Origin of the sequence: Polyangium sp. 6x1 (assembly GCF_029946515.1) — a bacterium.
Classification (GTDB): domain Bacteria; phylum Myxococcota_A; class Polyangia; order Polyangiales; family Polyangiaceae; genus Polyangium.
In genome coordinates, this window is record NZ_JARZHH010000018.1 from 49,618 (window position 1) to 74,504 (window position 24,887).

At 69.3% G+C, this 24,887-nt stretch carries 19 protein-coding genes; 12 read left to right on the top strand and 7 right to left on the bottom strand.

All coding sequences use genetic code 11. From position 1 onward, the window contains the following. The first annotated feature begins 90 nt into the window (after positions 1-90). Entirely contained in the window at positions 91-5,091 is a 5,001-nt protein-coding gene (locus QHF85_RS18735; protein ID WP_281328584.1) for an AAA family ATPase, read from the top strand. Between the two features lie 118 nt (positions 5,092-5,209). Further along, positions 5,210-6,256, top strand: coding sequence for a hypothetical protein (locus tag QHF85_RS18740; protein ID WP_281328585.1), 1,047 nt, complete (start codon positions 5,210-5,212; stop codon positions 6,254-6,256). 31 nt (positions 6,257-6,287) lie between these two features. Here the strand turns inward: QHF85_RS18740 and QHF85_RS18745 are convergent, their stop codons facing one another. After that, positions 6,288-7,139, bottom strand: a complete 852-nt coding sequence (locus tag QHF85_RS18745) for a hypothetical protein (RefSeq protein WP_281328586.1) — start codon at positions 7,137-7,139, stop codon at positions 6,288-6,290. Positions 7,140-7,520: 381 nt separating this feature from the next. Beyond that, positions 7,521-8,828: a PAS domain S-box protein gene (locus tag QHF85_RS18750; protein WP_281328587.1), complete on the bottom strand. Its 1,308-nt coding sequence runs from the start codon at positions 8,826-8,828 to the stop codon at positions 7,521-7,523. A 127-nt stretch (positions 8,829-8,955) separates the two neighbouring features. Between QHF85_RS18750 and parA the strand changes: the two genes are divergently transcribed. From parA to QHF85_RS18770, 4 genes are all read left to right on the top strand, one after another. Beyond that, on the top strand, positions 8,956-9,639 hold the full coding sequence (gene parA, locus QHF85_RS18755) for a ParA family partition ATPase (RefSeq protein WP_281328588.1): 684 nt from the start codon (positions 8,956-8,958) through the stop codon (positions 9,637-9,639). Further along, entirely contained in the window at positions 9,590-10,228 is a 639-nt protein-coding gene (locus tag QHF85_RS18760; protein ID WP_281328589.1) for a hypothetical protein, read from the top strand. Before parA ends, QHF85_RS18760 begins: the two co-directional genes overlap by 50 nt. 211 nt (positions 10,229-10,439) lie before the next feature. After that, positions 10,440-11,828: a hypothetical protein gene (locus tag QHF85_RS18765; RefSeq protein ID WP_281328590.1), complete on the top strand. Its 1,389-nt coding sequence runs from the start codon at positions 10,440-10,442 to the stop codon at positions 11,826-11,828. Positions 11,829-11,971: 143 nt separating this feature from the next. Further along, positions 11,972-12,433 carry a VOC family protein gene (locus QHF85_RS18770; RefSeq protein WP_281328591.1) on the top strand — a complete coding sequence of 154 codons (462 nt, stop codon included), beginning with the start codon at positions 11,972-11,974 and terminating at the stop codon, positions 12,431-12,433. Positions 12,434-12,436: 3 nt separating this feature from the next. Here QHF85_RS18770 and QHF85_RS18775 read toward each other — a convergent pair whose 3' ends face one another. Continuing rightward, positions 12,437-14,275: a TIM-barrel domain-containing protein gene (locus QHF85_RS18775; RefSeq protein WP_281328592.1), complete on the bottom strand. Its 1,839-nt coding sequence runs from the start codon at positions 14,273-14,275 to the stop codon at positions 12,437-12,439. A 233-nt stretch (positions 14,276-14,508) separates the two neighbouring features. Further along, positions 14,509-15,312, bottom strand: a complete 804-nt coding sequence (locus tag QHF85_RS18780) for a hypothetical protein (RefSeq protein WP_281328593.1) — start codon at positions 15,310-15,312, stop codon at positions 14,509-14,511. Positions 15,313-15,445: 133 nt separating this feature from the next. On the opposite strand from QHF85_RS18780, the gene QHF85_RS18785 reads away from it, so the two are divergent. The 3 genes from QHF85_RS18785 (at position 15,446) to QHF85_RS18795 (ending at position 17,690) form a co-directional block, all read left to right on the top strand. Next, positions 15,446-15,787, top strand: coding sequence for a hypothetical protein (locus tag QHF85_RS18785; RefSeq protein WP_281328594.1), 342 nt, complete (start codon positions 15,446-15,448; stop codon positions 15,785-15,787). A 7-nt stretch (positions 15,788-15,794) separates the two neighbouring features. Then, positions 15,795-16,358, top strand: a complete 564-nt coding sequence (locus tag QHF85_RS18790; RefSeq protein WP_281328595.1) for a hypothetical protein — start codon at positions 15,795-15,797, stop codon at positions 16,356-16,358. Positions 16,359-16,481: 123 nt separating this feature from the next. Next, positions 16,482-17,690, top strand: coding sequence for a cytochrome P450 (locus QHF85_RS18795; RefSeq protein WP_281328596.1), 1,209 nt, complete (start codon positions 16,482-16,484; stop codon positions 17,688-17,690). 71 nt (positions 17,691-17,761) lie between these two features. Here the strand turns inward: QHF85_RS18795 and QHF85_RS18800 are convergent, their stop codons facing one another. After that, on the bottom strand, positions 17,762-20,521 hold the full coding sequence (locus tag QHF85_RS18800) for a HEAT repeat domain-containing protein (RefSeq protein ID WP_281328597.1): 2,760 nt from the start codon (positions 20,519-20,521) through the stop codon (positions 17,762-17,764). Positions 20,522-20,640: 119 nt separating this feature from the next. On the opposite strand from QHF85_RS18800, the gene QHF85_RS18805 reads away from it, so the two are divergent. Then, entirely contained in the window at positions 20,641-21,192 is a 552-nt protein-coding gene (locus QHF85_RS18805) for a TlpA disulfide reductase family protein (RefSeq protein ID WP_281328598.1), read from the top strand. A 111-nt stretch (positions 21,193-21,303) separates the two neighbouring features. Here QHF85_RS18805 and QHF85_RS18810 read toward each other — a convergent pair whose 3' ends face one another. Further along, positions 21,304-22,647, bottom strand: a complete 1,344-nt coding sequence (locus QHF85_RS18810; RefSeq protein WP_281328599.1) for an alpha/beta hydrolase fold domain-containing protein — start codon at positions 22,645-22,647, stop codon at positions 21,304-21,306. A 102-nt stretch (positions 22,648-22,749) separates the two neighbouring features. Between QHF85_RS18810 and QHF85_RS18815 the strand changes: the two genes are divergently transcribed. Beyond that, entirely contained in the window at positions 22,750-23,235 is a 486-nt protein-coding gene (locus QHF85_RS18815; RefSeq protein ID WP_281328600.1) for a hypothetical protein, read from the top strand. A 3-nt stretch (positions 23,236-23,238) separates the two neighbouring features. Here the strand turns inward: QHF85_RS18815 and QHF85_RS18820 are convergent, their stop codons facing one another. Continuing rightward, a complete protein-coding gene (locus QHF85_RS18820) occupies positions 23,239-24,045 on the bottom strand; it encodes an SAM-dependent methyltransferase (protein WP_281328601.1) in 807 nt (268 codons plus the stop codon). 126 nt (positions 24,046-24,171) lie between these two features. Between QHF85_RS18820 and QHF85_RS18825 the strand changes: the two genes are divergently transcribed. After that, positions 24,172-24,858: a metallophosphoesterase family protein gene (locus QHF85_RS18825; protein WP_281328602.1), complete on the top strand. Its 687-nt coding sequence runs from the start codon at positions 24,172-24,174 to the stop codon at positions 24,856-24,858. Positions 24,859-24,887: the final 29 nt, after the last annotated feature.

Below are 24,887 nucleotides of genomic sequence, written 5' to 3' on the forward strand. Positions count from 1 at the left end.
CAGTTACGAGCCTCTTCGCCCCTTCCATCCGCGCCCGAACCCGCCGTATCGTGCGGCAGAAAGTCCCCCTCCGGCGGAGGCTTCCCCCGCATGGTTCCCGAGTTCCCCGGCTGCACCATCTTCGCAACCCTCGCTGAGGACGCGCGCTTCGCGCTGCATCGCGGCCACCTCGAAGACGGCACGCCCGTGCTCGTCGAGACGGCTCGTGCACGCGCCCGCGGCGAGGAGCGCGCGAGGATCCGCCGCGCCCACGCCATCGCCAAGGACCTCGGCGAGAACATCGTTCCGCGCACGCTCGGCCTCGTCGAGCACGGCGATGTGTTCGCGCTCCTGCGCGCCGATCCCGGCGGATGCACGCTCGCGGAGCTGCTCACGTCGCGCAGGCTGCGCATCGAGACCGCGCTGGAGATCACGATCACGCTCGGGCGGGCGCTCTCGACGCTCGCGGCGCACGGCATCGTCCACCGCGACATCGCCCCGAAGAACGTGCTGTTCCGCGAGGACGACGGCGCTGTCTGGATCCTCCACTTCACGTCGGCCGCGCGCGTGGGCGAGGAGTCCTTGCGCGCGCCGAACCCGCAAGCGCCCGAGGGGACGCTCGCGTACATGCCGCCCGAGCAGACGGGCCGCACGAACCGCCCCGTGGACCACCGCGCCGACCTCTACGGGCTCGGCGCCGTGCTCTACGAGATGCTGACGGGCTCGCCGCCCTTCACGACGCAGGACCCGGTCACGCTCGTGCACGCGCACCTCGCGCGCACGCCGAAGCCGCCGCACGAGCTCGAGCCGAACGTGCCGCCGGCCGTGTCGCGCATCGTGCTGAAGCTGCTCGCGAAGGGCGCCGACGATCGGTACCAGAGCGCGCGCGGGCTCGTGGCCGACCTCGAGACCTGCGTCACGCGGCTGCGCAAATCGGGGCGCATCGATCCGTTCCCGCTCGGCGGTCAGGACCGGCCGACGATGCTCGCGACGGCGGTGCGGCTCTACGGTCGCGACGCGGAGCGCGAGACGTTCGCCTCGGCGATCGAGCGAGCGCGCCGGGGCGGGCGCGAGCTCTTCGCCATCCAGGGCGGCGCGGGCATGGGCAAGACCGCGCTCGTCCTCGACGCGGCCACGCGCATCGGCCCCGACGACGCCTACATCATCACGGGCAAGTTCGATCCGATCGGGCAAGGCCTTCCGTTCTCGGGCTTCGGTCATGCGCTCGGTGAGCTCGTGCGTGCCGCGCTCGCCGAGAGCGAGAGCGAGCTCGCGCGCATCCGCAGCGAGATCGACGTGGCGCTCGGGCCGAACGCCGAGCTCGTCACGCGCGTGGTGCCCGAGGTGGGTCTGCTCTTCGGGCCCGCGGAGGCCGCGCCGGACCTCGGGCCGATCGAGTCGCAGAACCGCTTCGCGCTCGTCGTGCAGCGCTTCCTGTCGGTGTTCACGCGGCGCCGGCCGGTGCTGCTTTTCCTCGACGATCTGCAATGGGCCGACCCCGCGTCGCTCAAGCTCCTGCGTGACCTGCTCGCCGATCCGCAGTCGACGTACCTGCTCGTCGTCGTTGCGTTCCGCGGCCGCGAGGACGGCGATGGCTTCCGGTCCGTCGGGCGCGTGATCGACGAGGTCGAGTGGCAAGGCGTGCCCGTGTCGAAGGTGGAGCTCCGGCCGCTGCGCCCGTCGGACGTGCGCGCGCTCGTCGCGGGGCTGCTCGGCTGCGACCTCGCCGACGTGGAGTCGCTCGGCGTGCTCTTGTGGAGCAAGACGAGCGGCAACCCGCTCTTCATCCGGCAACTGCTCGGCACGCTCGTGCGCGAGGGCCTCGTCGAGGTGGATCCTGCGACGGGCGCCGTGGTCTCGGACGAGGCGCGGATCGAGGAGACGGTCACCGACGACATCGTGACGCTGCTGCTCGACAAGATCGGCGACCTCTCGCCCGCGGCGCAGCGCACGCTGGTGCTCGCGTCGGTCTTCGGGCACGAGTTCGCGATCGACGCGCTCGCGGCGCTCGCCGACAGGCCGGAATCCGAGGTGCGCGCGGACCTCGCCGCGGCGCTGACCGAGGGGCTCGTGCTGCCCGTGCGCATGCGGCAAGCGACGCCGCGCGGGACGGGCAAGTCGACCCCTCCCAAGCCGATCGCGCCGCGGGCGTTCCGGTTCTCGCACGACAAGGTGCAGCAAGCGGCCTACTCGCTCCTGCGCCCGGAGGAGGTGCCCGAGCTGCACCTCGCGATCGGGCGTCGGCTGCGCGACGCGAGCGGCACGGAGGGCGAAGGGCTGTTCGAGCTGCTCCTCCACATGAGCCGCGGCATCGCGGTGATGAAGGATCCCGCCGAGCGGCTGGAGATCGCGCGGCTCGCGCTCGACGGCGGGCAACAGGCGAAAGGCGCGGCCGCGTACGAGGCGGCGATCGGCTACCTCGCGACGGGCATGGAGCTCGTCGGCGAGCGTGGCTGGGACGAGCAGCCGTTCCTCACGTTCGCGCTCACGCGGGACCGCGCGGCGTGCGCGTACCTGACGGGCCAGTTCCACGAGGCCGAGCAGCTCTTCGCGCAGCTCCTGTCGCACGCGACCTCCGCGCTCGATCGGGCGAGCGTGCACGACCTCTTCGTGGTCCTCTACGTGACGCAGGGCAGGTTCGCGGACGCGGTGCGCGTGGGCCGCGAGGCGCTCGCGCTGCTCGGCGAGGCGCTGCCGGACGAGGCGGACCTCGAAGCGGCGCTCGCGAAGGAGCAAGCCGAGCTCGCGGCCGAGCTCGACGCGCGCTCGATCGAGTCGATCACCTCGGCCCCGCCGCTCGACGACGCGCGCAAGCGCGCGACCTTGCGGACGTGGATGCACCTCGTGTCGGCGGCGTACGGCACGTCGCCGTCGCTCCTGTACTTCGTGTGCGCGCGGATGGTGCGCGCGACGATCGCGTGGGGTCCGACGGAGCTCTCCGCGTACGGGTTCTCGGCGTACGGCATGAGCCTCGTCGCGGCGCGGCGGTACGAAGAGGCGCATCGGATGGGCGAGATCGCGCTGCGCCTGCACGATCGGCTGCCGAGCCCGAACATCGCCTGCAAGGTCTTCCTGAACCAGGGCGCGACGCTGCACCCGTTCCGCCGCCCGCTCGCGGCGTGCTTGCCGTTCCTCGAGCGCGCGCAGCGCGAGGGGCTCGCGACGGGCGACTTCTCGTTCCTGTCGTACGCGTGTTTCTCGACGACGATGGTGCGGCTCGGGACCGGCGAGGACCTCGCCGTCGTCGAGCAGGAGGCCGAGGGCTTCCTCACGCTGATGCAGAAGACGCGGGATGCGACGTCGGAGGCGTACCTGCGGATCATGTACCAGCTCATCCGTTGCCTGCGCGGCCGGACGCGCGGACGGATCTCGCTCTCGGATCGGGAGTTCGAAGAGGTCTCGTTCGTCGCCTCGCTGGTCGAGAAGAAGCTGCCGTTCATCGCGTGCCGCTACCACGCGGCGCGGCTCGAGCTCGCCCTGCTCTTCCACGACCTCGAGCTCGCGGAGAAGGCGGCCGCCGAGGCCGAGGCGCTCGTGCCCACGGTCATCGCGCAGTACTTCGCGACGGAGATCGCCTTCCACGGCGCGATCGTCGCGGCGGCGCTGCTCGCGAACGGCACGCCCGCGGATCAGGCGCGCCGGCGGGCGGATTTCGAGCGGCGCGAGGCCGAGCTCGCCGCGCTCGCCCGGAGCTGCCCCGAGACGTACCAGCACCGGCTCGACCTCGTCCGCGCGGAGCGCGCGCGCGCGGAGGGGCGCGACGCCGAGGCGATCGATCTCTTCGAGGCGGCGATCGCGGGCGCGTGCGAGCACGGCTTCATCAAGGACGAGGCGCTCGCGAGCGAGCGCGCCGCCGAGCATCACGTCGCGCGGGGGCGAAAGCGCCTCGCGCGCGCCTACGTGCTCGACGCGCGCAAGGCGTACCAGCGCTGGGGCGCGCGCGGGAAGGTGGAGAACACCGCGGCGCGGTACGAGGATCTCTGGGAGAACGAGACGCCGCCGTGGGACATGCCGGCGAACTCGAACCCCGGCGAGCGTTCGTTCGCGACGCTCGACACGGCGACGGTGATCCGCGCGGCGCAGGCGATCGCGGGCGAGATCCTCCTCGAACGCGTGCTCCTCCGCGTCGTGCGCGCGGTGATCGAGAGCGCGGGCGCGGATCGGGGGATGCTGCTCATCGAGCGCGGGGGTCGTCTCTGGGTCGAGGCGACGATGGTGGTGGATCCGGAGCGCCTGTCGGCGGGCCCGAGCGTGCTCGCGGAGGAGAACGACGAGCTGCCGCTCTCGGTGGTGGAGTACGTGCGGCGCACGCGCGAGCCGCTCCTGCTCGGCGATGCGCGCGCGGATCGGCGCTTCGCGAAGGATCGGTACATGATGGCGCGCGCGCCGCGCTCGATCCTGTGCACGCCGATGCTGCACAAGGGCCGGCTCGTGGGGATCATCTACCTGGAGCACGCGCTCGCGACGGAGGCGTTCGTGCCGGCGCGGCTCGTGCTGGTGGACTTCCTGGCCTCGCAAGCGGGCGCCGCGGTGGAGAGCGCGCTGCTCTACACGGAGGTGCAGCGCGTGACGGAGGAGCTGCTCCGCACGAACGAGGGCCTCGAAGAGGAGATCGCGCGGCGGACCGGGGAGGCGAACGAGACGGCGGAGCAGCTACGCGTCGAGCTCGAACAACGCATGGTCGCGGAGCTCGAGCGCGAGTCGCTGCAGCAGCACATCATCGACGTGCAGCGGGAGCGGCTCGCGGAGCTGTCGACGCCGATCATCCCGATCACGAACGACGTGGTCGTGATGCCGCTCATCGGGACGATGGATCGAGCGCGCTCGGACGAGGTGATGGGCGCGGCGTTGCGCGGCGCGTCGGAACGAAGGGCGCGCGCGGTGATCCTGGACGTGACGGGCGTGAAGGGCGGCGACATCTACATCGCGGAGGCGCTCGTGCGAACGGCGTCGGCGCTTTCGCTCCTCGGGACGCAGGCGATCCTGACGGGCATGCGCGCGGACGTGGCGCGGTCGCTCGTGGGCAGCTCGGCGGAGCTCACGGGGATCGTGACGAAGGGGAGTTTGCAGGCGGGGATCGCGTTTGCGATGGGAGCGAGGAAGCGGAGCTGATGCGCACCGCTTGCGCGCCTGCGCAACGGCTGCATCCCGCGCCTCTGCCCCGAGGCCGTTTCGCCCGGAGAAACGCGAGGTCTCGCGCGTTGGTCCGATTCTTCCTTTCGGGCCCTCGGTGACCGACGCCCGCCCCGCCCACGACGCTCGGATCTGGCTCTACGCGTTCGGCTACTTCGCCTGCTACTGGCCTTACAGCGCGCTCACCAAGCTCGCATCGCAGGGCCGGATCCCTGGCATGACGCGCGCGGTCTCGGGCTTCGAGCTCCTGCCCGTCACGACCATCGCCTCGCTCGTGGGCATGTTCGTCTTCCTCTCGTGGCGCGGGCTCTTTCGTTACGCGACGCAGCGCACCGTGCTCGGCCGTTCGATCCCCGTCCCCACGCGCTGGACCTTCCTCTCCGGCGTGGCCACGGCTGTCATCATTGCGACGACCACGCTCGCGTACACGTTCGACGGCGTCTCGATCGTCCTCATGATGCTCTTCATGCGCGGCGGCGTGCTCGTCCTCGCGCCGTTCGTCGACGCGTGGAGCGGTCGCCGCGTCCGTGTGGCCTCATGGATTGCGCTCGGGCTCAGCCTCGCCTCGCTCGCCGTGACGCTCGGAGGCGGCGCGCGGTACGAGATGACCGTGCTCGCGGCGGCCGACGTCGCCGCGTACCTCGTCAGTTATTTCGTGCGGCTGCGCTTCATGAGCCATCTGGCGAAATCGGACGACCCGCACGACACGTATCGTTATTTCGTCGAAGAGCAGATGGTCGCGACGCCGGTGGTGGTGTGTTTGCTCGTGGTGGGCGCGGTGATCGGCAAAGGCGCGGCGCTCGAAGAGCTGCGCGCCGGGTTCGTCTCGATCGGGGATACGGGCGCGCTACTCCCGGCGATAGCGATTGGCTTGCTCTCGCAGGGGACGGGGGTCTTTGGCGCCCTCATTCTGCTCGACGGGCGTGAAAATGCGTTTTGCGTGCCGGTGAATCGCGCGTCGAGCGTGCTCGCCGGGGTGCTCGCGTCGGCGACGCTCGCATGGCTCGGGCTCGGTCAGCCCACGCCGACACATGAGCTTTGGGGTGCGGGAATGGTGCTGTCGGCGATTGCGGTGCTGGCTTGGCCGACGTTGACCGCGCGGCGACGCGGACGGCTCGCGGCCCCGGCGCGGCCTGCGTCCTGATCTCATCAGCCCTTGTCGTTCGCGGGGGCCATTACCTCCCCGCGAAACGCAGATAAAGCCGATCGAGCGAGAGCACGAGGCTCGCGTTGATGAGGGCGTTCGGGCCGCCGAAGGGGGTTGTCGTCCGGCCGGTGGGGCCGATGAGCATCCCGGTAGTGGAGTACCCGAGCGCCGCTCCGAACTCCGGGACGAAGAGATACGACAGTTCGACCTGGAGCGATGCGCTCCACAAGGCCCACGGTGGATCCTCGATCGGTTGCCCGGAGATACAACCTGTCGGCGTGACGACGACGCACGCGGGGCCCTCCGGGCGCCGGAGGATCCTCTGGTCGAGGCCAAATGCGCTTCGTATTTGCAGGTCGCCCAGAATAGGCAACGTCAGCGAGACGTCTTCGCCGAGCGAATCGGTCGACGCGAGCGAATTGTCATAGGAGGGCGCGTCGATCACGTCGTGTCCCCAGCCGAAGGATGCGGAGAACAACATCCAGCCGAGCCCCTGCGCATTGCTGCCGAGGAGCTTCACCTGCTGCCGTACAGCGGCTCCGAGGTGGGTCGCGACCATGAGACCTCGATACCTGCTCCGCTCGGAAGCCGGCAGGGTGAGCGACGACCCGACCAGGATCCACGTGCGATGATCGCCGCGGCCTGCGAGCGTGGGATCACGCATGGCGGCGAGCCCCCCGGGCGGAGCGCCATTGCCAATCACGAGAGGCAAACCCGCGTACGTCAGCATGAGCGGGATGTCCCCGACCACGGGCTCGTCCGAGCGGGTCGTCGTGTCGGAATTCCCCCAGACCCGCGCGATCGAGAGCGACGTGGATGCTCGCAATTGGTGGCGGGGGCGCTGGAGCAGGAAAACGCTCGGATGCAGCAGGAATGTCATCGCATATCGGTCATCCGAAATGCCGATGTTGTCCCTTCCGATTCCTATCGTGCTGGGCGTCACGGAATGGCTCCACGAAAACGTGGTGCCGGCCCATGGGAGCTGCTTTTCGGGCGGGGTCGGGGTGGGCGCGGGCGGGGCCTCCGGCGTCGCAGGCGCGGGGACCGTCGTTTCGGGCGCCGGTGGAGGTGGCGGTGCTTCGGGGGGCGCCGGCGCTGCTTCCTGCGCAGGCAGCGCGGTCTCGTGTGCGGGTGGAGATACGTCCGGCGCGGGTTGCCCGTGGGCCGCGGCCGCGGTCGCGACGAGGATCGTCGCGACCCACGCAGACGTGATCCATCTCCGAAGCTCCATAACGTTCCAGCCCGCCCCCCGCCTCGTCCCCTACCGCCTCCGCCCCGCCCCCCGGACCGCCTCCGCAATCGCAGCCGCCAGCGTGCTCTTCGTCGTCGTCCCTCCGAGCTCCACGCCGAGCTCCACCAACGTCCGCGCCACCGCCGGGCCGATGCCCGAAATGATCACCTTCGTCCCGAGCAGCCGCGCCGCCTGCGCTGCCGCGATCAGCGCGTTCGCCGCCGACGTGTCCACCGTCGGCACCCCCGTGATGTCGAGGATCGCCGTCTCCGCCTGGTGCTCCTGGATCCCCGCGAGCAGCGCTTCAAGAATCTGCTCCGCGCGCGCGTCGCCGATCGAGCCGACGAGCGGCATCGCGATGACGCCCTGCGCGATCGGCACGAGCGGCGTCGAGAGCTCGCGGATCAGCGCCTCCTGCGACGTGATCACCCTCGCTTCGAGCTCCGCCCGCTCCACCTCCGCACGCTGCTCCTCCGAGAGGTCACGGATGATCGCGGCGAGCCCGAGCACCTCCTCGGGCCCCCCGCGCACCACGTAGCAGTCCACCTGCGCCGGGAGCGGAGCGCCGTTCGCGCCGCGCAGCGTGAGCGTCCCTCGATACGTGCTGCCGTCCACGAGAGCCGCGTACAGCGCCTCGCGCGCAGGCGCGTCGCCCGGCCGGATCGCGTCGACGAGCGGCGTGCCGATCACCGACACGCCGTCGCCGAACAACCGGTGATACGCCCCGTTCACGTGCGTCACGTCCCCCTCGGGGCTCGCGATCACGATCGCGTCCGTCGCGTGATCCGTCAGCGCCGCGAAGATGCGCAGCTCGTCGCTCGCCTTGCGTAGATCGGCTGCGCGCAGCGCCACGCTTCGTTCGAGCTCCTGCCGCGCCTCCACGCGCTCCGTGATGTCGAGGATCGTCCCGACGTACCCGACGAGCGCCCCCGCCGGGCTCGTCATCGGCACCATCTTGCCTTGCACCCAGCGCGTCACGCCGTCCGGGCGGATGATGCGGTAGTCCGCGACGAACGGCGCGCCGCTCTTCTTCGAGGCGACGAACGACGACCGGATCTCCGCCACGTCCTCCGGGTGGAAGAGGGTTTGCCAGGCGCGACCGACCACCTGCGTCCGGTCGAGGCCCATCGTCCTCTGCCACGCTTCGTTCGCGTACGTGCACTGGCCCGTGCCGTCGTCCTCCACGAGGCCCACGGGCGCGTGCTCGACCATCCCCTGGAAACGCGCGAGCTCGCGCCGAAGCGCGTCGACCTCGCGCTCCTTCTCGGCGAGGGCTCGTTCGAGCGCAGCGACGCGCTCCTCGATCCTCCCCTCGGCCCCCGTCGACACGAGGGTCATCGTAGGACCTTCTCGCCGGGGTTTTCCAGTGCATCCGGAGCGTCAACCGTTCGTCATGGCGCGATGCGTCCACCGCGCGTCACCAAAAATTGGGCCCGCTCGTCTCGCTTCCGGTAGGGGGGACTTCATGATCATCGCGCTCACCGGACAGAAGGGTGGGATCGGCAAGAGCACCACGGCGGTGAGCCTCGCCGTCGCGGCGCTCGGGCGAGGAAAGCGCGTGCTCCTCGTGGACGCCGATCCGCAGGGCACGGTGCGCACGTGGGGCGAGGTCGCGAGCGAGGCGGGGCACAGGGCGCCGACCATCGTGGCCATGGGCGCGCAGATGCATCGGCCCGGGCAGCTCGACAGCGTCTCGCCCGCGTACGACCTCACCATCATCGATTGCCCGCCGCGCCACGGAGAGATCTCCCGCGCGGCGCTCATGGTCGCGGACGTCGCCGTCTTCCCGTGCGGTCCGACCGCGGCCGACGCCTGGGCGCTCACGGCTGCGATCGAGGTGTTCCAGGAGGCGCGCGCGCTCCGGGACAAACTCGCCGGATGTATCCTCATCACGCGCAAGCAAGGCCGCACGGCGCTCGCGAAGAGCGCGCGCACCGTGCTCGAGACCTCGGGCCTGCCGGTCCTCGGCACCGAGCTCGGGTTTCGCGTGGCCTACCAGGAGGCGATCGCCGTGGGGAAGGGCGTGACCACGTACGCCCCGCGCGACGCCTCCACGAAAGAGATCCACCAATTGCTCGACGAGCTCACGAGGTTCCACCATGGCCAAGAAGCAAGTCGCGGTTTCGCTCCGCAAGCCGCCGTCGCCTGAATCGATCGACGCATTCGTCAGCGGAGACGAGCCGCCCGCCGTCGCGGCCGCAACGCCGAAGCGCGCGCGCCGCGCCCCGGTGAAATCGGAGCGCAGCGCGCAAGCATCGACCGAGGCCTCGCCCGTCCCGCCGAGCGTCACGCCCGTCCCCGAGAGCGCCGTCGTCGCCGTCGAGGCGCGCGTCGAGGCCGAGTCCGCGCCCGCCGCTCCGCCTGCGGAGCCCGCCGCCGCGCCTGCGCCGCTGCCCGAGCCGACGGTCGTGGGCGGCGTGCCGCTCCGTCCCGTCACGATTTACCTGACGCCGGAGCTCGCCGAGCGCCTCACGATCCATTGCATTCAGCACGACCGGGACGTGAGCAACGTCATCGGCGAGGCCCTCACGAATCACCTCGCGCCGCGCCTCGGCGCCGGCACGCCCGACGCCGCCCCCGCGCCCGGCGCCGCTCCGCCCCCGCGCCCCTCCTCGTTCTGGGGCAACGCGCCCTTCCCGCACATGGAATGGCCTCCCCGCCGCCTGGAGCAGATCGTCGAGATCGGACGTTTTCTGCTCGGTGCCGTGCGTCGGCGTGGATACGCGGCTACCGCGTAGTACCGCGCATTTCGACATTCCCTCTTCCGAGGGGCACCTCACATCCGGTGAAATCCTGCACGGCGGTTGAAAGCGCCCTGCCTTTGCGCCGAACATGGCCGCTCGGCGTCGGCCCGCCGTCGCCGTGACTTCGTTACGAACTCAACCCTTGGTGGTTCCTGCTCGGACATGCCGAGCCAGGCCCCAAATCCCTTACGAGGAGCTTCTTCCCATGCGAAAGAGCCGAGTGGGTCTTCTGTCGTTGTCTCTGGTCGCGCTATTTGCGCTCGGTTGCTCCGGTGAGGCCGGTCCGGCAGGGCCCGCGGGACAGCCGGGCGCGGAGGGGCCGAGCGCGGACCCGAGCATCAACGCCATCACGCCGGGCAAGGCGTTCATCGCGCGCCAGACCGAGGTTACGATCAGCGGGTTCAACACGACGTGGACCGAGGCCACGACGCTCGACTTCGGGCCGGGCGTCACGGTCGTCAAGAAGACGAACGCGAGCCCCACGGCGATCGTCGCGACGATCGAGATCGACCCCTCGGCGGCCATCGGCGCGCGCGACGTGAACGTGACCGAGGGCAGCACCACGGTCACCTACAAGGGCGCGTTCACGCTCGACACGCCGCTCGATGTCTCGGTTACCGGCACGGCGGCGCAGGGCTCGATCCTCCTCGCCAGCGCCAAGATGAAGGACCTCTCCACGCCGTTCGACCTGACCACGACGGGCGACGGGCTCTTCGAGCCGATCGCCTTCACGAACCTCGCCATGTCGGGTTCGCCCGGCATCTCGGGCAGTGTGGAGGACGCGCAGCTCTACGGCGCCGACCTCCTGATCCTCACCGACGTGAACACGGCGGCCGGGCCGGCGGAGGTGACGATCGCCAGCGGCCCGCCCGGCGAGGAGATCAGCTCGCCGGCGCCGGCCGCCATGCTGGTCGAGGCGCGCACGCCGACCGCGCTCACGGCGGACATGAGCGTCAGCGGCGCGGTCGATCAGCCCTTTGCCTCGCTGCTGTTCCAGTACACGCCCTCGGGGCCGGGGAAGATCGTCTCCATCGAGGCGGTGGCCGACTCGGTCGACGCAGTGCCGAACTTCGCGGTGCTGCCGGCGAGCGGCAAGTTCTCCGAGCTCATCGCGTTCGACACGGCGCCCACGGTCGAGGTCGGCGCCGAGCCGATCTACTTCGTGTACTGGGACAACACGGGCACGTCGGGCTACTCGATCGACGTGACGGTGAAGGAGATCGTCCCGGCGGAGATCGAGCCGAACAACGCCTGCGCCGAGGCGCAGCAGGTCGCGTCGCTGCCCGCGACCCTCGACGCGTTCAAGATGGCGGACAAGGACGACCAGGACTGGCTCGTCGTCGACATCGCGGAGGGGGACGTGGGCAAGGTCTTGCACGTCGTCACGTCGCCCGGCGAGGCGCAGACGGACACGGTCATCGAGGTCGTGGGCTCGGACTGCACGACGTCGCTCGGCGTGAGCGAGGACTCGAACTACCACGAGGACTTCACGAGCGACCCGATCACGGCGCCCGGGAAGTACTTCATCAAGGTCACGAACTCCACGTACGGCTACTCCGGCGCGCTCTACAACCTCTCGATCACGCTCGAGTGATCCGCGCGTGAGGGGAGCGCGCCTCGCCGGCGTGCTCCCCGCCGCCCCGCCTATTTCCCGGAAAAACCTTCTTTGCGGTCCAAGGGCCTTGACGTTCGTCCGGGCCTTGGGAAAGCTCTGCGCTCCGAAGGAGGAGGGAATCCATGACCACGCAAGAACCGTCGAAGCCGGCCCCGCCCAACTGGCCCCGTATCTCGACCGCGCTTTACTACGAGGATTCGAGGGCCGCGATCGAATGGCTCTGCCGCGCGTTCGGGTTTCAGGTGCGGCTCCTCGTCGAGGGGGAAAACGGCTCGGTCGCGCACTCGGAGCTCGTGTATGGCGAGGGGCTCATCATGGTGAGCCATCCCAAACCGGAGAGGTTTCCGCACGCGAAGGCCCCGAGCCAGCTCGGCGGCGCGAACACGCAGAACATCATGGTCTACGTCGACGACGCGGAGGCGCACTGCGCGCGGGCGCGGGCGGCGGGCGCGAGGATCGTCAAGGAGCTCGAGACGGTCGATCACGGCGAGGAATACTGGTCGGAGCGCGGATACGAGTGTGTGGACCTCGGCGGCCACCACTGGTGGTTCTACGAGCGGCTCCGCAATCCGAAGACGGCCTGAGCGTCAGGGGTTCTGCAATTCGATCGCGCTCTCCCCGGCGCTCGCCGGGACCTTCACCCACGCAGAGCGCGTCTCCGCCTCGTAATAAAAGCCCGAGGGCGCGGCGTCGAACGCGGCGCGCGTGGCGTGCTTGGTCGCCGCGGCGCCGGAGACCGTGACGCCCGCGGGCTCCTCTTCCACGCGGACGCGGAACAGCGTCTCCACGAGCGTGCGCGAAATCGTCACGGAAGCCGCATTTGCGGCCGCGGACGCCTTCACCACGGTGACCGCGTCATCCGTGTCGTGCAGGGAAAAACTCGTGGACGTCGCGTCCGGGAACACGAGCACGGTCAGCTTGCCGGCCGAGGCGGCATTGCCGAGCCCGGTCACCTCGTCGGCGACGTGCATCGGCACGATCGCGCCGGACCGGAAAAACAGCGGCACCTTCTGGAGATCGGCCGAGAAATCGGCGGACACCGTCGCCCCGCCTTCGATCGGCGCGGCCGAGGGCGTCCAGAAATCGTAATAACGTGCCCCTTGAGGCAGCACGACGTCCCGCTTGCCCGTGCCGTCGAGCAGCGGCGCGACGAAGAGCGCGTCGCCGATCGCATACCGATAATCCCCGGCCCAGCTCGCCTCCGCGCCCACGGGCCGCACGGGGACCTCGGCCCCGGCGTACGCCTCCTCGGAGAGGCTGTACCAGAACGGGACGAGCTCGTGGTGGAGCTTCGACCAGAATCGATAAATATCGGCGATCTCGGTCCCATTTTGCGGCACGGTCCAGGGCGTGATGTTCGCGCGGCCGTGGAGCTGCATGAACGGCGACAGCGCGCCGATCGCGGTCCACCGCGCGAAATTCACGGGGTCGAGCGGGATCTGCTCGCTGAGCAGGTCCTTGTCGTCCCGATCGAGATAACCGCCGATGTCGGCCCCGAGCACCACGTATCCCGCGGCCGCCGAGCGGAACATGTGATCGAGCGAATCCGCGAGGCCCACCCAATCGCGGCGGTTGTCCCCCATCCACGCGACGGGCGCGTGCTCCTTGCGGGCGAAGAAGCGGCCCTTGAAATCGTACGACTCGTCCCACGCCCGGACCATCGTGACGAACTCGGGCCCGCGCCGCGCCACGCCATACGCGAGGAAATCCTGGTAATAGGCCTCCGAGTATTCCTGGTGCGGCACGGGCCCCTTCGCCGTCGTGACCGTGTCGAGCCGGACGTAGCTGTCGCCGAAATCGATCTTCCAGCCGTCGATCCCCATGTCGAGCACGCCATTCTGCTGCTCGTGCCACCACGACCGCGCCGACGGGTTCATGAAATCGACCGCGGCGCCCGAGCCTTTCCACCACGAGAATCGCAGCGAATCCTCCACGAAATACCCACACGTCTCGCCCTCCGCGAGGTTCGGCGAGGCCCCCATGTACGCGTCGCCCCCGTCTTCGAGGTCGTACGAGACCGAATTCACGAGGTTCGTGATCCACAGGACGACCCGCACGCCGTCCGCGTGCATGTCCTCCACCATCTTGCCGAAATCGGGGTACCGCGACGGGTTCGGGATGAACGTGTTGTAATGGGTCTCCCACGGGCTATCGAGGACCACGGCGCCGACGGGAATGTCGCGCTCGCGGAAGCCGGACACGAAGGCATACGTGTCCGGGCCGTCGGAGATGTCTTTCGAGATCCAGGGCTCGAAGGCCCAGCGCGGCGTGTGGCGCGGAGGCTCCGGCAGGTTCTCGGCGGGCCGGACGCAGGGATCGGCCGGGCCCGGCGGGGGCGGATTGGACGGCTCGTCCGAGCATCCGGCGAGCGCGAGCGCGACGAGAGGCAATGGCAGATGACGCGAGGCGAACGAAGCCAGCTTCATTTGGGGAGCCTATCGCGGCTCGTTTCCCCCTGCCATGCTCGTCTCGACTGCACATGCTTGAAGCGCGCGGACGGTGCTCGCCGGGAGCGCCCCCTCGGTGGGGGGCGCGGGCACGGGCGCGCGGGATGGAAGCGGAGAGGGGGGTTTCGGAGCCCTCCGGCGCCTGTCGACGACCCCTGGGAGGGGGTTTTCGAGCCCCGGCGCGCCTGTCCGCGCCCTCCGGGTGGGGTTTTTCAGCCTCCGGTGGCTGCTGCCGGGGCGGGCTCGGGCTTTTTTTTGCCTCGGCCGCCTGCCCGGGAGCGAACGACGCTGAAGAGCGAGGGGAAGGTCTTTTCCGGCGCGGGCTCGTGGCGCAAGAGCCACCGGCCGGCGGCGGCGACTTCCTCGTAGGTATCGAGCAAGAGCGTGAACGCGCGGGCGAGATGATCGGCGGCCGTACGCGCCTCCGGGCCGAGCCGTGCGCCCAGCGTGGCGAGGATCTCCTCCGCGGCCTTCACGGCGTCGTCGGCGTCGGTCGAACGGAAGTGCTTTGTATCGGCGGAGAGCGCGTCATAATGGTCTCGATACACACTGGCATAGCCGAGCAAATCCGCGGCGAGGTCACGGTGGCCCGTGCCCCCGCGCAACATGGCGAGATAGGGGCCGACCTCGGGGTGATCATTCAAATGGTACTCGCAGCAGGCCTGCATGCGCGCCTCGATGGCGAGGGCCTTTTGCACGAACTCGACCGGGAGCTTCGCCTCTGTGGAGAGGGCGCGCGCCTTTTGATCCTCGGTCGCGGCATACCAGCACGCCCAGGCGGCCGTGGGGAGCAGCTCGACGAGGCTCGCGTCGAATTCGCTCGCGGGGAGGCTCTTGTAGCGGGCGAGGAGCTTCGGCTCGCCCGCCCGTGCGGACAACCCGAGAGCCGCGACAGCGACGAGGCCCGCGTCAGCATTGACGACGGAGAGGGAATCCACCGGCATCGCTTTGTAGCGAGGCAGGAGCGCGTCGAAGGCTTGCTTACCCTGGATGGGATCGAATGAGGGGCTGCTCATGCGCGGCATGGGACCACAGGAGGAGAAGCGCGCGCAAGAGGAGAAGGGTGTGGACGCACTGTGGGGGTAAACACGCTCTGCGTTGACAGCGACCGGTGTTCCTGGTCGCATTCTGGCAATGATGTCCCCGCGTGTGCGAACCCTCCTGTCCCTCGGGCTCCTCGGCTGCGCGACGATGGCGTTCGTGCCGCTCGGCTGCGGGGCGAAGATCACGTACCCGGAAGCGAGCGAGGGCCCACGCGTGCCGGACGCGACCGCGGAGCGGCTGCGAGAATGCGTGGATGAGTATGGTGGTGACCTTCCCCGAGGGAAATTTACGTTCGACGTCGCGTTGACGGTCGACGAAGACGGACAGGTCGTGGATGTCAATAGCAAAGGCGTGCCCCATGAAGAGCTCGCGAAGTGGCCCGCAAGAGTTCCGCTGACGCGCGGCTACGGATCCTGCGAGTCTTGGTTGCCCGGATGGCCGCGGTAGGACGAACATGACGACGGAAGACGAAAGAATTGAACATATTTTCCAGGATTTTGCAAAAGTGAGCGGCGCTCTTTTGGTTAAATCTTTGAAGCGGACTCGCAGCTTCGCCGAGGCCGTAGACGATTACTGTCGGCTCGAGGCGGAGTTCGTGGCGCGCATGGGCGACAGTGAGTTCGGCGTGCTCGAAACAAGGCGTCGCATCGCCGAAGATATCATCAGGCTGACAGAATCGAAGCACCCACCCTTCCAGACCTGTCGGGACGCTTGGAACGCACGCGTTCTCCTCGGTTTCACAGATATCGACATCGAATGCAGGATGACGTGGTTTTTCGCGGAGTGCTGTCGCTACGACGAGAACCCCGAGGAGGGGCTCGCGGTGCTCGAACCCCTGCTCGTAAAGCTCGAGCGAGGGCTCGAAGAGGCGAGGGCGACGCAGGACTTCACGGATTTCTACGAATACCACCTCGAACGTCTGCGGGAACTCCGTGACGAGCTCCTGGCCCAACGAAGGGGCGAACAAATCCCGGGAAACAGGACGCGTCGGATCGACGAGGCAGATCAAACCCCGTGAGCGCCCTTCGACGCATGCGCCCCTCCTGAGCGGCGAGCCCAAAATGCGGCTCGTCCGCCCCTGTCACTCGCGCCGGCGCCGCCTGCTCGCGTCCCGTGCGCGTGGTACGCTCGGAGACCCACGATGAGCCACCCCGCGCCGGTGAACCTCCTGGACCCCGGATTCAAGGCGAATCCATTTCCCTTTTACGCCCGCATCCGGGCCGAAGCAGCCGTCTATCCTACGAAGATCGAGGACGGTCGCACGGCCTACCTCGTCACCCGATACGACGACGTCGTCTCCGTCCTCAAAGATCCGCGCTTCATCAAGGACAAGACCACCCTGCCGGCGGAGCAACAGGCGAAGCAGCCGTGGGTGCCGGGCTTCGTGAAGCCCCTCGAGCGCAACATGCTCGACGTCGACGAGCCGGATCACCGGCGCCTGCGCAACCTCGTGCACCAGGTATTCACCCCGCGCGTGGTCGAGGACATGCGCGAGCGCGTGCAGCAAATCGCCGACGATCTCCTCGCGAAGGTCGCGGCGAGCGGACGCATGGACCTCGTGCGTGATTATGCGCTCCCGCTGCCGCTCACCGTGATCGCCGAGCTGCTCGGCATCCCCGAGGAGGCGCGCCCCCGGTTCCATCGCTTCTCGAAGGCGATGATGGAGACCACCTCGCCCGTGAAGATGCTGCTCGCGATCCCGCAATTTTATTTCATGCTGCGGCATCTGCGCGCGCTCATCGCCGAGAGGCGCGCGCGCCCCCGGAACGATCTCCTGACGGCCCTCGTGCAAGCGGAAGAGGAGGGCAGCCACCTCAGCGAGGACGAGCTGCTCGCGATGATCGTGCTTCTGACCGTCGCCGGGCACGAGACCACGGTGAACCTCATCGCCTCCGGCACGCTCGCGCTCCTCCAGCACCCGCGCGAGCTCGAACGCCTGCGCCAGGATCCCACGCTGCTCAAATCGGCCATCGAGGAGCTGCTCCGCTTCACGAACCCCGTCGAGACGGCGACCGAGCGGTATGCCCGCGAGGACATCGAGCTCGGCGGCGTCACGATCCCCCGCGGCGAGCTCGTCCTCGTGGTCCTCGCCTCCGCGAACCGCGACCCCGCCCAGTTCGTGGACCCGGACAAACTCGACCTCACGCGCGACCCGAACCGCCACGTCGCCTTCGGCCAGGGCATCCATTATTGCCTCGGCGCGCCGCTCGCGCGGCTCGAAGGCCAGATCGCGATCGCCACGCTGCTGCGCACGCTGCCCGATCTGCGCCTCGACGTCGCGCCGCACACCCTGCGCTGGCGCCCCACGTACGTCGTGCGCGGGCTCGAAGCGCTCCCCGTCGCGTTCTAGCCCTTCGAAACACGAAACCCCCTCCCATCACGCGGATGAGAGGGGGTCTCGGGCTCACGAGCGGGTGCGACTCAGTCCTGCTTGTCGCCCTTCGTGTTCTTGTCCTTCGGCTGCAGCTTCGAGAGGTCCTCGGCGATGAGCGCCTTCGGGTTCATGATCTCGAAGAAGGCCCTCCTCGCCATCTCGCCCGTCTCGCCCTGCTCCTGACGGAGCGCCATGAGGACACCGCGCTCCTTCATGAACTTGAGCGTCTGGATCGCGCCCTTCTTCCGCGCCGCGTCGCCCGCCTTCGCGTCCTGCCAGAGCCGGTAGCGCAAGACGACGCGCGTCTCGGAGTGCGGGCCGTTGTCGAAGTCGAGGTTCTCGAACTGCGCCTGCAGGCGCTGACGCGACCACTCCTGCGGCACGTCCGCCACCTTGATGCGCGCGATCGCCTCGGCGTTCGCCACCCAGCGGTAGAGGTTGCCGCGCTTGAAGTCCTCGTCCGACCAGTAGCCGAACGCCCGGAAGTAGTGGTCCTTCAGGTCGTTCAGCGCGTCGGGGCCGAAGTCGCCGTACATCGCGACCGTGCGGGCCGCCGTCTCCGCCGTGCCGCCGAGGATCAGCGCGAGCGCCGCGGCGTTGCGGATCTCCGGGTTCTGGAGCTTCTCGAAGAGCTTCGCCTCCGTCGCCTGATCGAAGCCGCCGATGCCGATCGCGTGGGCGTAGGCCATGCGCAGGCCGATGTCGAGGTCGGGCGTGAGCAGGTCCGCGAGCTCCGGCGAGATCGACGGCACGGGCTTGAGCGAGAGCGTCGCGGCGTAGCAGGCGCCGATGAGCTGCTTGCGCGGCTCCTTCTTCGCCCCGTACTCCTTCGCCTTCTTCGCGACCTCGCTCATCGTCTTGTCGTCGGCGGACCACGCGAGCGCGTCACAGGCGGCCTTGCGGGCCTCCTCGTGCCACGACTCGTCCTCGATGAGCTCCATGAGCGGCTTCGCGGCCCTCGTGTCGCCCCACTGCCCGAGGCCTTGCGCCGAGCCGTAGGCCACCGCGCGGAGCGCCATGCCGAGCATCGCCAGGCCCGCGCCGTTCAGCGCCTCCTGCGTGATGTCCATCTTCTTGTCGGGCTTGCGCTTGAACTGCTCGAGCAGCTTCGGGAACGACGGCTCGTCCTTCATCAGGCCGACGTAGCGGAGCGCGCTCTGCGCCGTCTCGAAGGCCGCGGGGAACGGAGGCTGCGCGCCCTCCTTCGGCAGCGGCTCCTTCGGGAACGCCCAGTCGCGCAGGTCGTTCTTGATCTTCTCGCTCTGCACGGCGGAGAGGAAGCGCAGGCCGTTCGCGTGCGGCTGCGGGCGGTCCTTGATCCAGAAGATCACGCTGTCCTCGGCCGCGGCCTTGAGCTCGTCCTTCTTGTCGGCGTGGATCATCGCGAGGTCCGCGAGCATGCGGCTCGCGACCACGCGCGGCTCATCCGTCTTCGAGAGGTGACCGCCCTTGCCGGCCTCCCAGAACCGCTCCTGCGCGTAGAGCTTCAAGGGATCGGCGCGCATGCGCTCGCCGAGGTACTTCGCCGCGCGGATGTCGCCGACCTCGGCGAGCCGCGTGCCGGCCTCGCCCTGCCAGTGCAGCGTGGGCTTCGAGCCGTCGAGCCACTTCACGAGCGAGTCACCGAGGCGTGGATCGGCGACGTCCTTCATCATGTCGAAGAGCTGCTTCGTCTCGAACCACTCCTTCTCGGGAGGATCCTTCTTCACGCTGCCGAGCGCGAGCACGAGGCCCTCGCCGCCGATGCCGTCGCGCAGCGCTTCCAGGAACTTCTGCCGGTTCTCCGAGCTTGCGTTGCTGAGCGCCGAGAGCAATGGCGCGCGCGCGGTCTCGTCGCCGATCTTGCCGAGGCCCGTGGCGGCCTCGCGGCCGACCTCGGAGTCGGGATCCTTCACGAGCTGGATGAGCGTCTGCGTCCACTTCGGGCTCGCGTCGCGCGAGAGCAGCGTGGCCACGAGCTGACGCACCGACGGGCTCTGATCGCCCGCGAGCTTGGCGAACTCGTCGAGCGACACGAGGCCCGCGAGCTTCTCCGGATCGAACGCGGTGCCGCCGCCGAGGCGCTCGACCTTCGACAGGAAGCCCTTCCTGTACTGGTCCATCGCGTCCTTGAAGACCTGCGGCTCCTTCAGCGTGACGAGGGCCCAGACGATCTGCGGCTTGTCGCTGTCGTCGGCCTCCTTGAGCGCGGCGAGCAGCGCGGCCTTGCCGGCGTCGCCCTTCGGCGATCCGTAGGAGGCGAGCACCTGCGCGGCGACGCCCTTCACGCGGTGATCGGGCTGCTCGAGCGCCTTGATCGCGTGCGTCACGCCCTCGGGATCCTCGGCGTAGGCGAGCTGGATCAGCGCCTCTTGCTGCAAGGCCCACTCGTTCGGGTTCGCGGCCCACGTGCGCCAGCGCGGAAGCTGATCCTTCACGGGCAGGACGAAGATGTTCTTCTTCTCCTTGACGACCTGCTCGACCGTCATCTTCTCCTGGCCCTGCTTGATGCCGAAGAAGAGCGCGGCCGCGCCGCCGGCGACGATGAGCAACGCCACGATGATCGTGACGGGATTGAAGCGACCCTTCTTGAAGTCGCCGTCGCCGAAGTCTGCGCCGCCGCCGCCTGCGGGCGCGGGCGGCACGGCGCCTCCGCCGCCGGGCGCGCCGCCGGGCAGATCGTCATCGTCGGGCGGCCACTTCGCGAGGTCGAGCCGATCGGGCGTGCGGAGCCTGCGCTTGATGGGCCTCTCGATCCCCCGGGGAGGAGGCTTTTTTCCGTTGGGAAGAGGAGACGGTTCGGGCTGTGCGTTCGGACGATCGAGCATGGTTCCTCCCCGCGTCGCTCTCGTGCGACCGGCGGAGCGGCGGCGCCGCTTTGCGGGGACCGAACATACCAGGGGACGCCTTTCGGGCGCAGCCGCAAAGAACTTGCTAAGGAGAACGGGTGCCTCCGCCCGCCTCCGGCCCCTCCGACGGCAAGCTTCGCTCCTGGGTGTTTGCGGGCCTTCTGGGCCTGGGCGCGCTCGGGGTGCTTTCTCTCTTGCCCCGCGTCGTCGGCGGGGGGAGCCCGTTCGAGGGCAAGCCGGCGCCGGACGCGGTCTTCGCGGTCGCGGCGAACGGCGATCCCGGGGCGCGCATGCAGCTCGAGAGCCTCAAGGGCCACCCGGTGGTCCTGGACTTCTGGGCGACCTGGTGTGGCCCTTGCGCCGCGCAGGCGCCGATCCTCGACCGCATCGCGCGCCGTTACGAGAAGCAGGGCCTCATCGTGCTCGGCGTGAACGCGCACGATCCGCCGGCGAAGGCGAAGAGCTACGCGGAAAAAAAGGGACTCTCGTATCCGATCGTGATCGACGCGGGTCAGGCGGCAGCCGAAGCGTACGACGTGCAGAACCTGCCGAGCCTCGTGGTCATCGATCGCGAGGGCCGCGTCGTTCGGTACATGACGGGCCTCGTGGACGAGGCCTCGCTCGACGAGATCGTCGCCGCGACGCTCTAGTCCCGAGGGGGACGCCTCGCGTCCCCCTCTCGTCCGGGCAAAGCCCGGCCGATTCACCCCCCGAGGCGAGCTCGCTGCGCGATCTCGCCGCGCCGAATGGGTTCGGCGCGCCTACGCAACCGACGTCACGCCCTCGGCCTCGCCGAGCGTGTCCGGCGCGCGCATGACCTCGGCGCGCTCCGCGCCCGCGACCTCGCGGCGATGCTGCGCCCACTGGTACGCGAGGAACCGCTCCACCGCGGCGAGCGCATGCCCCGTGCGCTCCGAGGGAAACACCTCGAAGGCGTGCTGCGCGCCCGGCAGCTCCGCGTAGAGCACCGGCGCGCGGCTCCCTTTGCGGAGCAGCTCCACGAAGAGCCGCGCCTCCTGCACGGGCACGAGCGAGTCGCGCTCGCCGTGCACCACGAAGAACGGCGGCGCGTCGCTCCGCACCTGGCTCATCGGCGAGGCCGCGTCGAACGCCGCGCGCTCCTCGTCGAGCCCCTTCTTCATCACGCTCTTTTCGAGGATCGTGCGCAGCAGCGTGCCCCGCCAGATCCCGCGCCGGTCCGTGAAGTCGTAGACCCCGTAGAACGGCACGCAGGCTTGCACGCGCGTGTCCACGTCCTCGAAGCCCGGCTGGTAGCGCGGGTCGTTCGGCGTGAGCGCGGCGAGCGCCGCGAGGTGACCGCCCGCCGAGCCGCCCGTGATCACGAGGAAGCTCGGGTCCGCCCCGTGCTCCTTGCCGTGCTCGCGGATCCAGCGGATCGCGCTCTTCACGTCGATCAGGTGATCGGGGAACGTGAAGCGCGGCGAGAGCCGGTAGTTCGCCGACACCACGACCCACCCGTGCGCGGCGAGCCGGTACGCGAGGGGTTTGCCCTGGTCGTCCTTGCTGCCGATCACCCACGCGCCGCCGTGCACGAACAGCACCGTCGGCCGCGGCTTCGTGTTGCCGCGCGGCCGGTAGACGTCGAGGCGCAGCTTCACGCCGCCCACGCGCGAGAAGACGACGTCGCGCACGACCTCCACGCGACCGTCGAGCACCGGCAGCGGGAACAGGCGCTGCCGCAGGGAAAAATGCTCGTCGACGTGCGCGCCGATCTCCTCGGGGATCACGCTTCGATACGTTGTCCCGAGCCCCTCGCGGAGCGCCGACTCCGTCACGTCGCGCGCTTTGCGTGCGTCGATCACGATGCGCACGAGCCCGATCCACGACAGCGACACGACGAAGAGCGCGACCCAGCCGGGCCATCCATCGAGCCCGCCGGCCCACACGAACAGCGCCGTCGCGACGGCTTGCCAGAACAGGTGGTGTGCCGCGAGCTCGCCGGTCAGCCACGACGCGAAAAACCCCGCGCCGACCAGCGGCCAGAACTTCCGGGCGGGCCGGAGCGCGTTGAGCGTGAACATCGCTCCGACGCCTGCGGCGATCAGGAAAAGCACGGGAGCGGGGAGCAGGAAGGGCAGGGGCACGTCGCGTGGAGGATGACCGAGGCGCGTGGTGTTGTCGCGCGCCGAGGCGCCATGAAATGCGCCGTCGGGCGAGCGCTGCCTCGCGTGGTATCTTGCGCCGCGATGAAGAAGACGCTCGCGTTCGGAACGCTCGGCGAGCTCATGGTGCTCGTGCACGCCGACGCACCTCCGACCGACGCCGAGTGGAACGCGTACACCGAGGCCTGGGAGGCGCATCATCACTTGCACGGCCGCTCTCGCCTGCTCGTCTCCACGGGCGGCGGCGCGCCGACGGCGGCCCAGCGCCAGCGCCTCGACGAGCGCGTTCGCCGGATGGGCGGGGGCGCCGCGCGCGCGGCGATCCTCAGCGAATCCATCTTCGCGCGGGTGGTCGCGAATGCCTTGAGCGCGATGGAGCATGCGCGCGCGGCCCGCGTCCTCGGCCGGCTCGGCGTGAGCAGTGGCCTCGAATCATCGCAGATTTACCGCATGTTCGCGCGGACCGACCTGCGCCGGGCGCTCGCATGGCTCGACGTCCCCACCACGCGCGAGCCCGAGATCGTCCGCTCCATCGAGCAGCTTCAGGCCGTGATCAAGGACAGCGGCTGACGTTCACGCCGACACGTCTTCGGCCACGCTCGCCACGACCGCGTGCTGAAACCGGAACGTCCGCGCTCGGTCGTACGTCCCCGTCAGGTTCAGCGCGACCTCGTCGAACGACGCACAGCGCGCGCGCCGAAATCCTTCCTCGTAGAGCATCGGCAGCACGTGATCGATCCCGAACACCACGGGCTCGCCCATCTCCGCGACGCCGTCGCGCGCCGCGACCGACGACGGGTCGCGCACGTCCCCCTGACCCATGCGTTTGCCCACGTGATCGAAGAGGATCACCGAGCTCGGGTGGAGTTTTTCGGCGATGCGCCGCAGCGTGGCTCGTACGGCCGGTTCATCCAGGTAATACGTCACGCCTTCCCAGATCAGGAGCGCCGGGTCTTCCGCGAGAAACCCGCTCGAATCGAGCCGCTCCACGAAATCGTTCACCGCGAAGTCGCAAGGCACGTACGTCGCATTCTCGAACGGATATCCGGGCAGCGCGGAGACGCGCGCGAGTTTGTCCGCCTGCGTCGTCGGGTGATCCACCTCGAAGAACCGCACGCCCTTCTGCCCGAGCCGCGCCGCGCGGGTATCGAGCCCGGCGCCGAGAACCACCACCTGGTTCACGCCGCGCGACAGCCAGCGCCGCGTCTCCCGGTCGAACAGCGCCGTGCGCAGCGCCACGAACAGCTCGATGTGCGGATACCCTTGCTCGTAACGCGTCGCGTCCTCGAACCCGCGCGGACCTGCGAGCGCGCGGGCGAACGGATCGTCGCAGAGCGGCGTTTCCCGCTCCGTCGCTCGCGCTCGGAGGGCCGCCACCATCCTCGCCGTTCGGCTCGGCTGCCGCATCGCCTCCAGAATGACAGGGTATGCCGCAACGCGCAACGTTCACGTTTCAACCAGGACGGACCGTGTGCGCCGGAGGGGTCTGTCGTGTAGGATACGACCGTGACGACCCTGCGCCGCGTCGGTTTTCTGGGTGACGTCCATGCCGAGGACGAACGGCTCGCGCGGGCCATCGACGTCCTCGAAGCCGAGGGCGCCTCGCAGCTCGCGTGCGTCGGCGACATCATCGACGGCAAGGGCGACTTCGAGCGCGTGGTCGATTTGCTTCACGCGCACCGGGTCGTCACGGTGCGCGGCAACCACGAGCGGTGGTTTCTCGCGGACGACATGCGCGACCTGCCCGACGCGCACGGTCGCGATCGCGTCTCCGAATCGGCGCGGGCCTACATTGCGTCCCTCCCGGCGATGGTCGAAATCCCCACGATCGCCGGCTCGATCTTGCTCTGTCACGGCCTCGGCGCGGACGACATGACCGGCGTGCAGCCGTGGGACGCGGACACCTGGCTTCGCCACGACCCGTCGCTCCAGCGTCTCCTCCGGACGACCTCGATGCGGTTTGTCCTCAATGGTCATACCCACCGGCGGCTCGTGCGCCCCATCGAGGATCGCCTCTTCATCAACGCCGGCACGTTGTACCGCGATCACGACCCGAGCTTCGGCCTCCTCGACCTCGAAGCCTCCGTCGTGCGCACCTGGCTCTTCGATTCGGACCTCTCCGTCCAGGAAATCGCTCCCACGCCCTTCGACCTCGCCGAGCCGCCTCCGACCCCGAAGCGCCCGCCCGCCTGAAACCTCATTCCGCTCCGCGGGACGATGTT

Excerpts from the sequence above, each read along its gene's own strand:
- QHF85_RS18800 (WP_281328597.1), bottom strand. The coding sequence starts at position 20,521 with ATGCTCGATCGTCCGAACGCACAGCCCGAACCGTCTCCTCTTCCCAAC.
- QHF85_RS18795 (WP_281328596.1), top strand. The coding sequence starts at position 16,482 with ATGAGCCACCCCGCGCCGGTGAACCTCCTGGACCCCGGATTCAAGGCG.
- QHF85_RS18770 (WP_281328591.1), top strand. The coding sequence starts at position 11,972 with ATGACCACGCAAGAACCGTCGAAGCCGGCCCCGCCCAACTGGCCCCGT.
- QHF85_RS18745 (WP_281328586.1), bottom strand. The coding sequence starts at position 7,139 with ATGACATTCCTGCTGCATCCGAGCGTTTTCCTGCTCCAGCGCCCCCGC.
- QHF85_RS18765 (WP_281328590.1), top strand. The coding sequence starts at position 10,440 with ATGCGAAAGAGCCGAGTGGGTCTTCTGTCGTTGTCTCTGGTCGCGCTA.
- QHF85_RS18815 (WP_281328600.1), top strand. The coding sequence starts at position 22,750 with ATGAAGAAGACGCTCGCGTTCGGAACGCTCGGCGAGCTCATGGTGCTC.
- QHF85_RS18750 (WP_281328587.1), bottom strand. The coding sequence starts at position 8,828 with ATGACCCTCGTGTCGACGGGGGCCGAGGGGAGGATCGAGGAGCGCGTC.
- QHF85_RS18735 (WP_281328584.1), top strand. The coding sequence starts at position 91 with ATGGTTCCCGAGTTCCCCGGCTGCACCATCTTCGCAACCCTCGCTGAG.
- QHF85_RS18775 (WP_281328592.1), bottom strand. The coding sequence starts at position 14,275 with ATGAAGCTGGCTTCGTTCGCCTCGCGTCATCTGCCATTGCCTCTCGTC.
- QHF85_RS18790 (WP_281328595.1), top strand. The coding sequence starts at position 15,795 with ATGACGACGGAAGACGAAAGAATTGAACATATTTTCCAGGATTTTGCA.
- QHF85_RS18820 (WP_281328601.1), bottom strand. The coding sequence starts at position 24,045 with ATGGTGGCGGCCCTCCGAGCGCGAGCGACGGAGCGGGAAACGCCGCTC.
- parA (WP_281328588.1), top strand. The coding sequence starts at position 8,956 with ATGATCATCGCGCTCACCGGACAGAAGGGTGGGATCGGCAAGAGCACC.
- QHF85_RS18760 (WP_281328589.1), top strand. The coding sequence starts at position 9,590 with ATGGCCAAGAAGCAAGTCGCGGTTTCGCTCCGCAAGCCGCCGTCGCCT.
- QHF85_RS18780 (WP_281328593.1), bottom strand. The coding sequence starts at position 15,312 with ATGAGCAGCCCCTCATTCGATCCCATCCAGGGTAAGCAAGCCTTCGAC.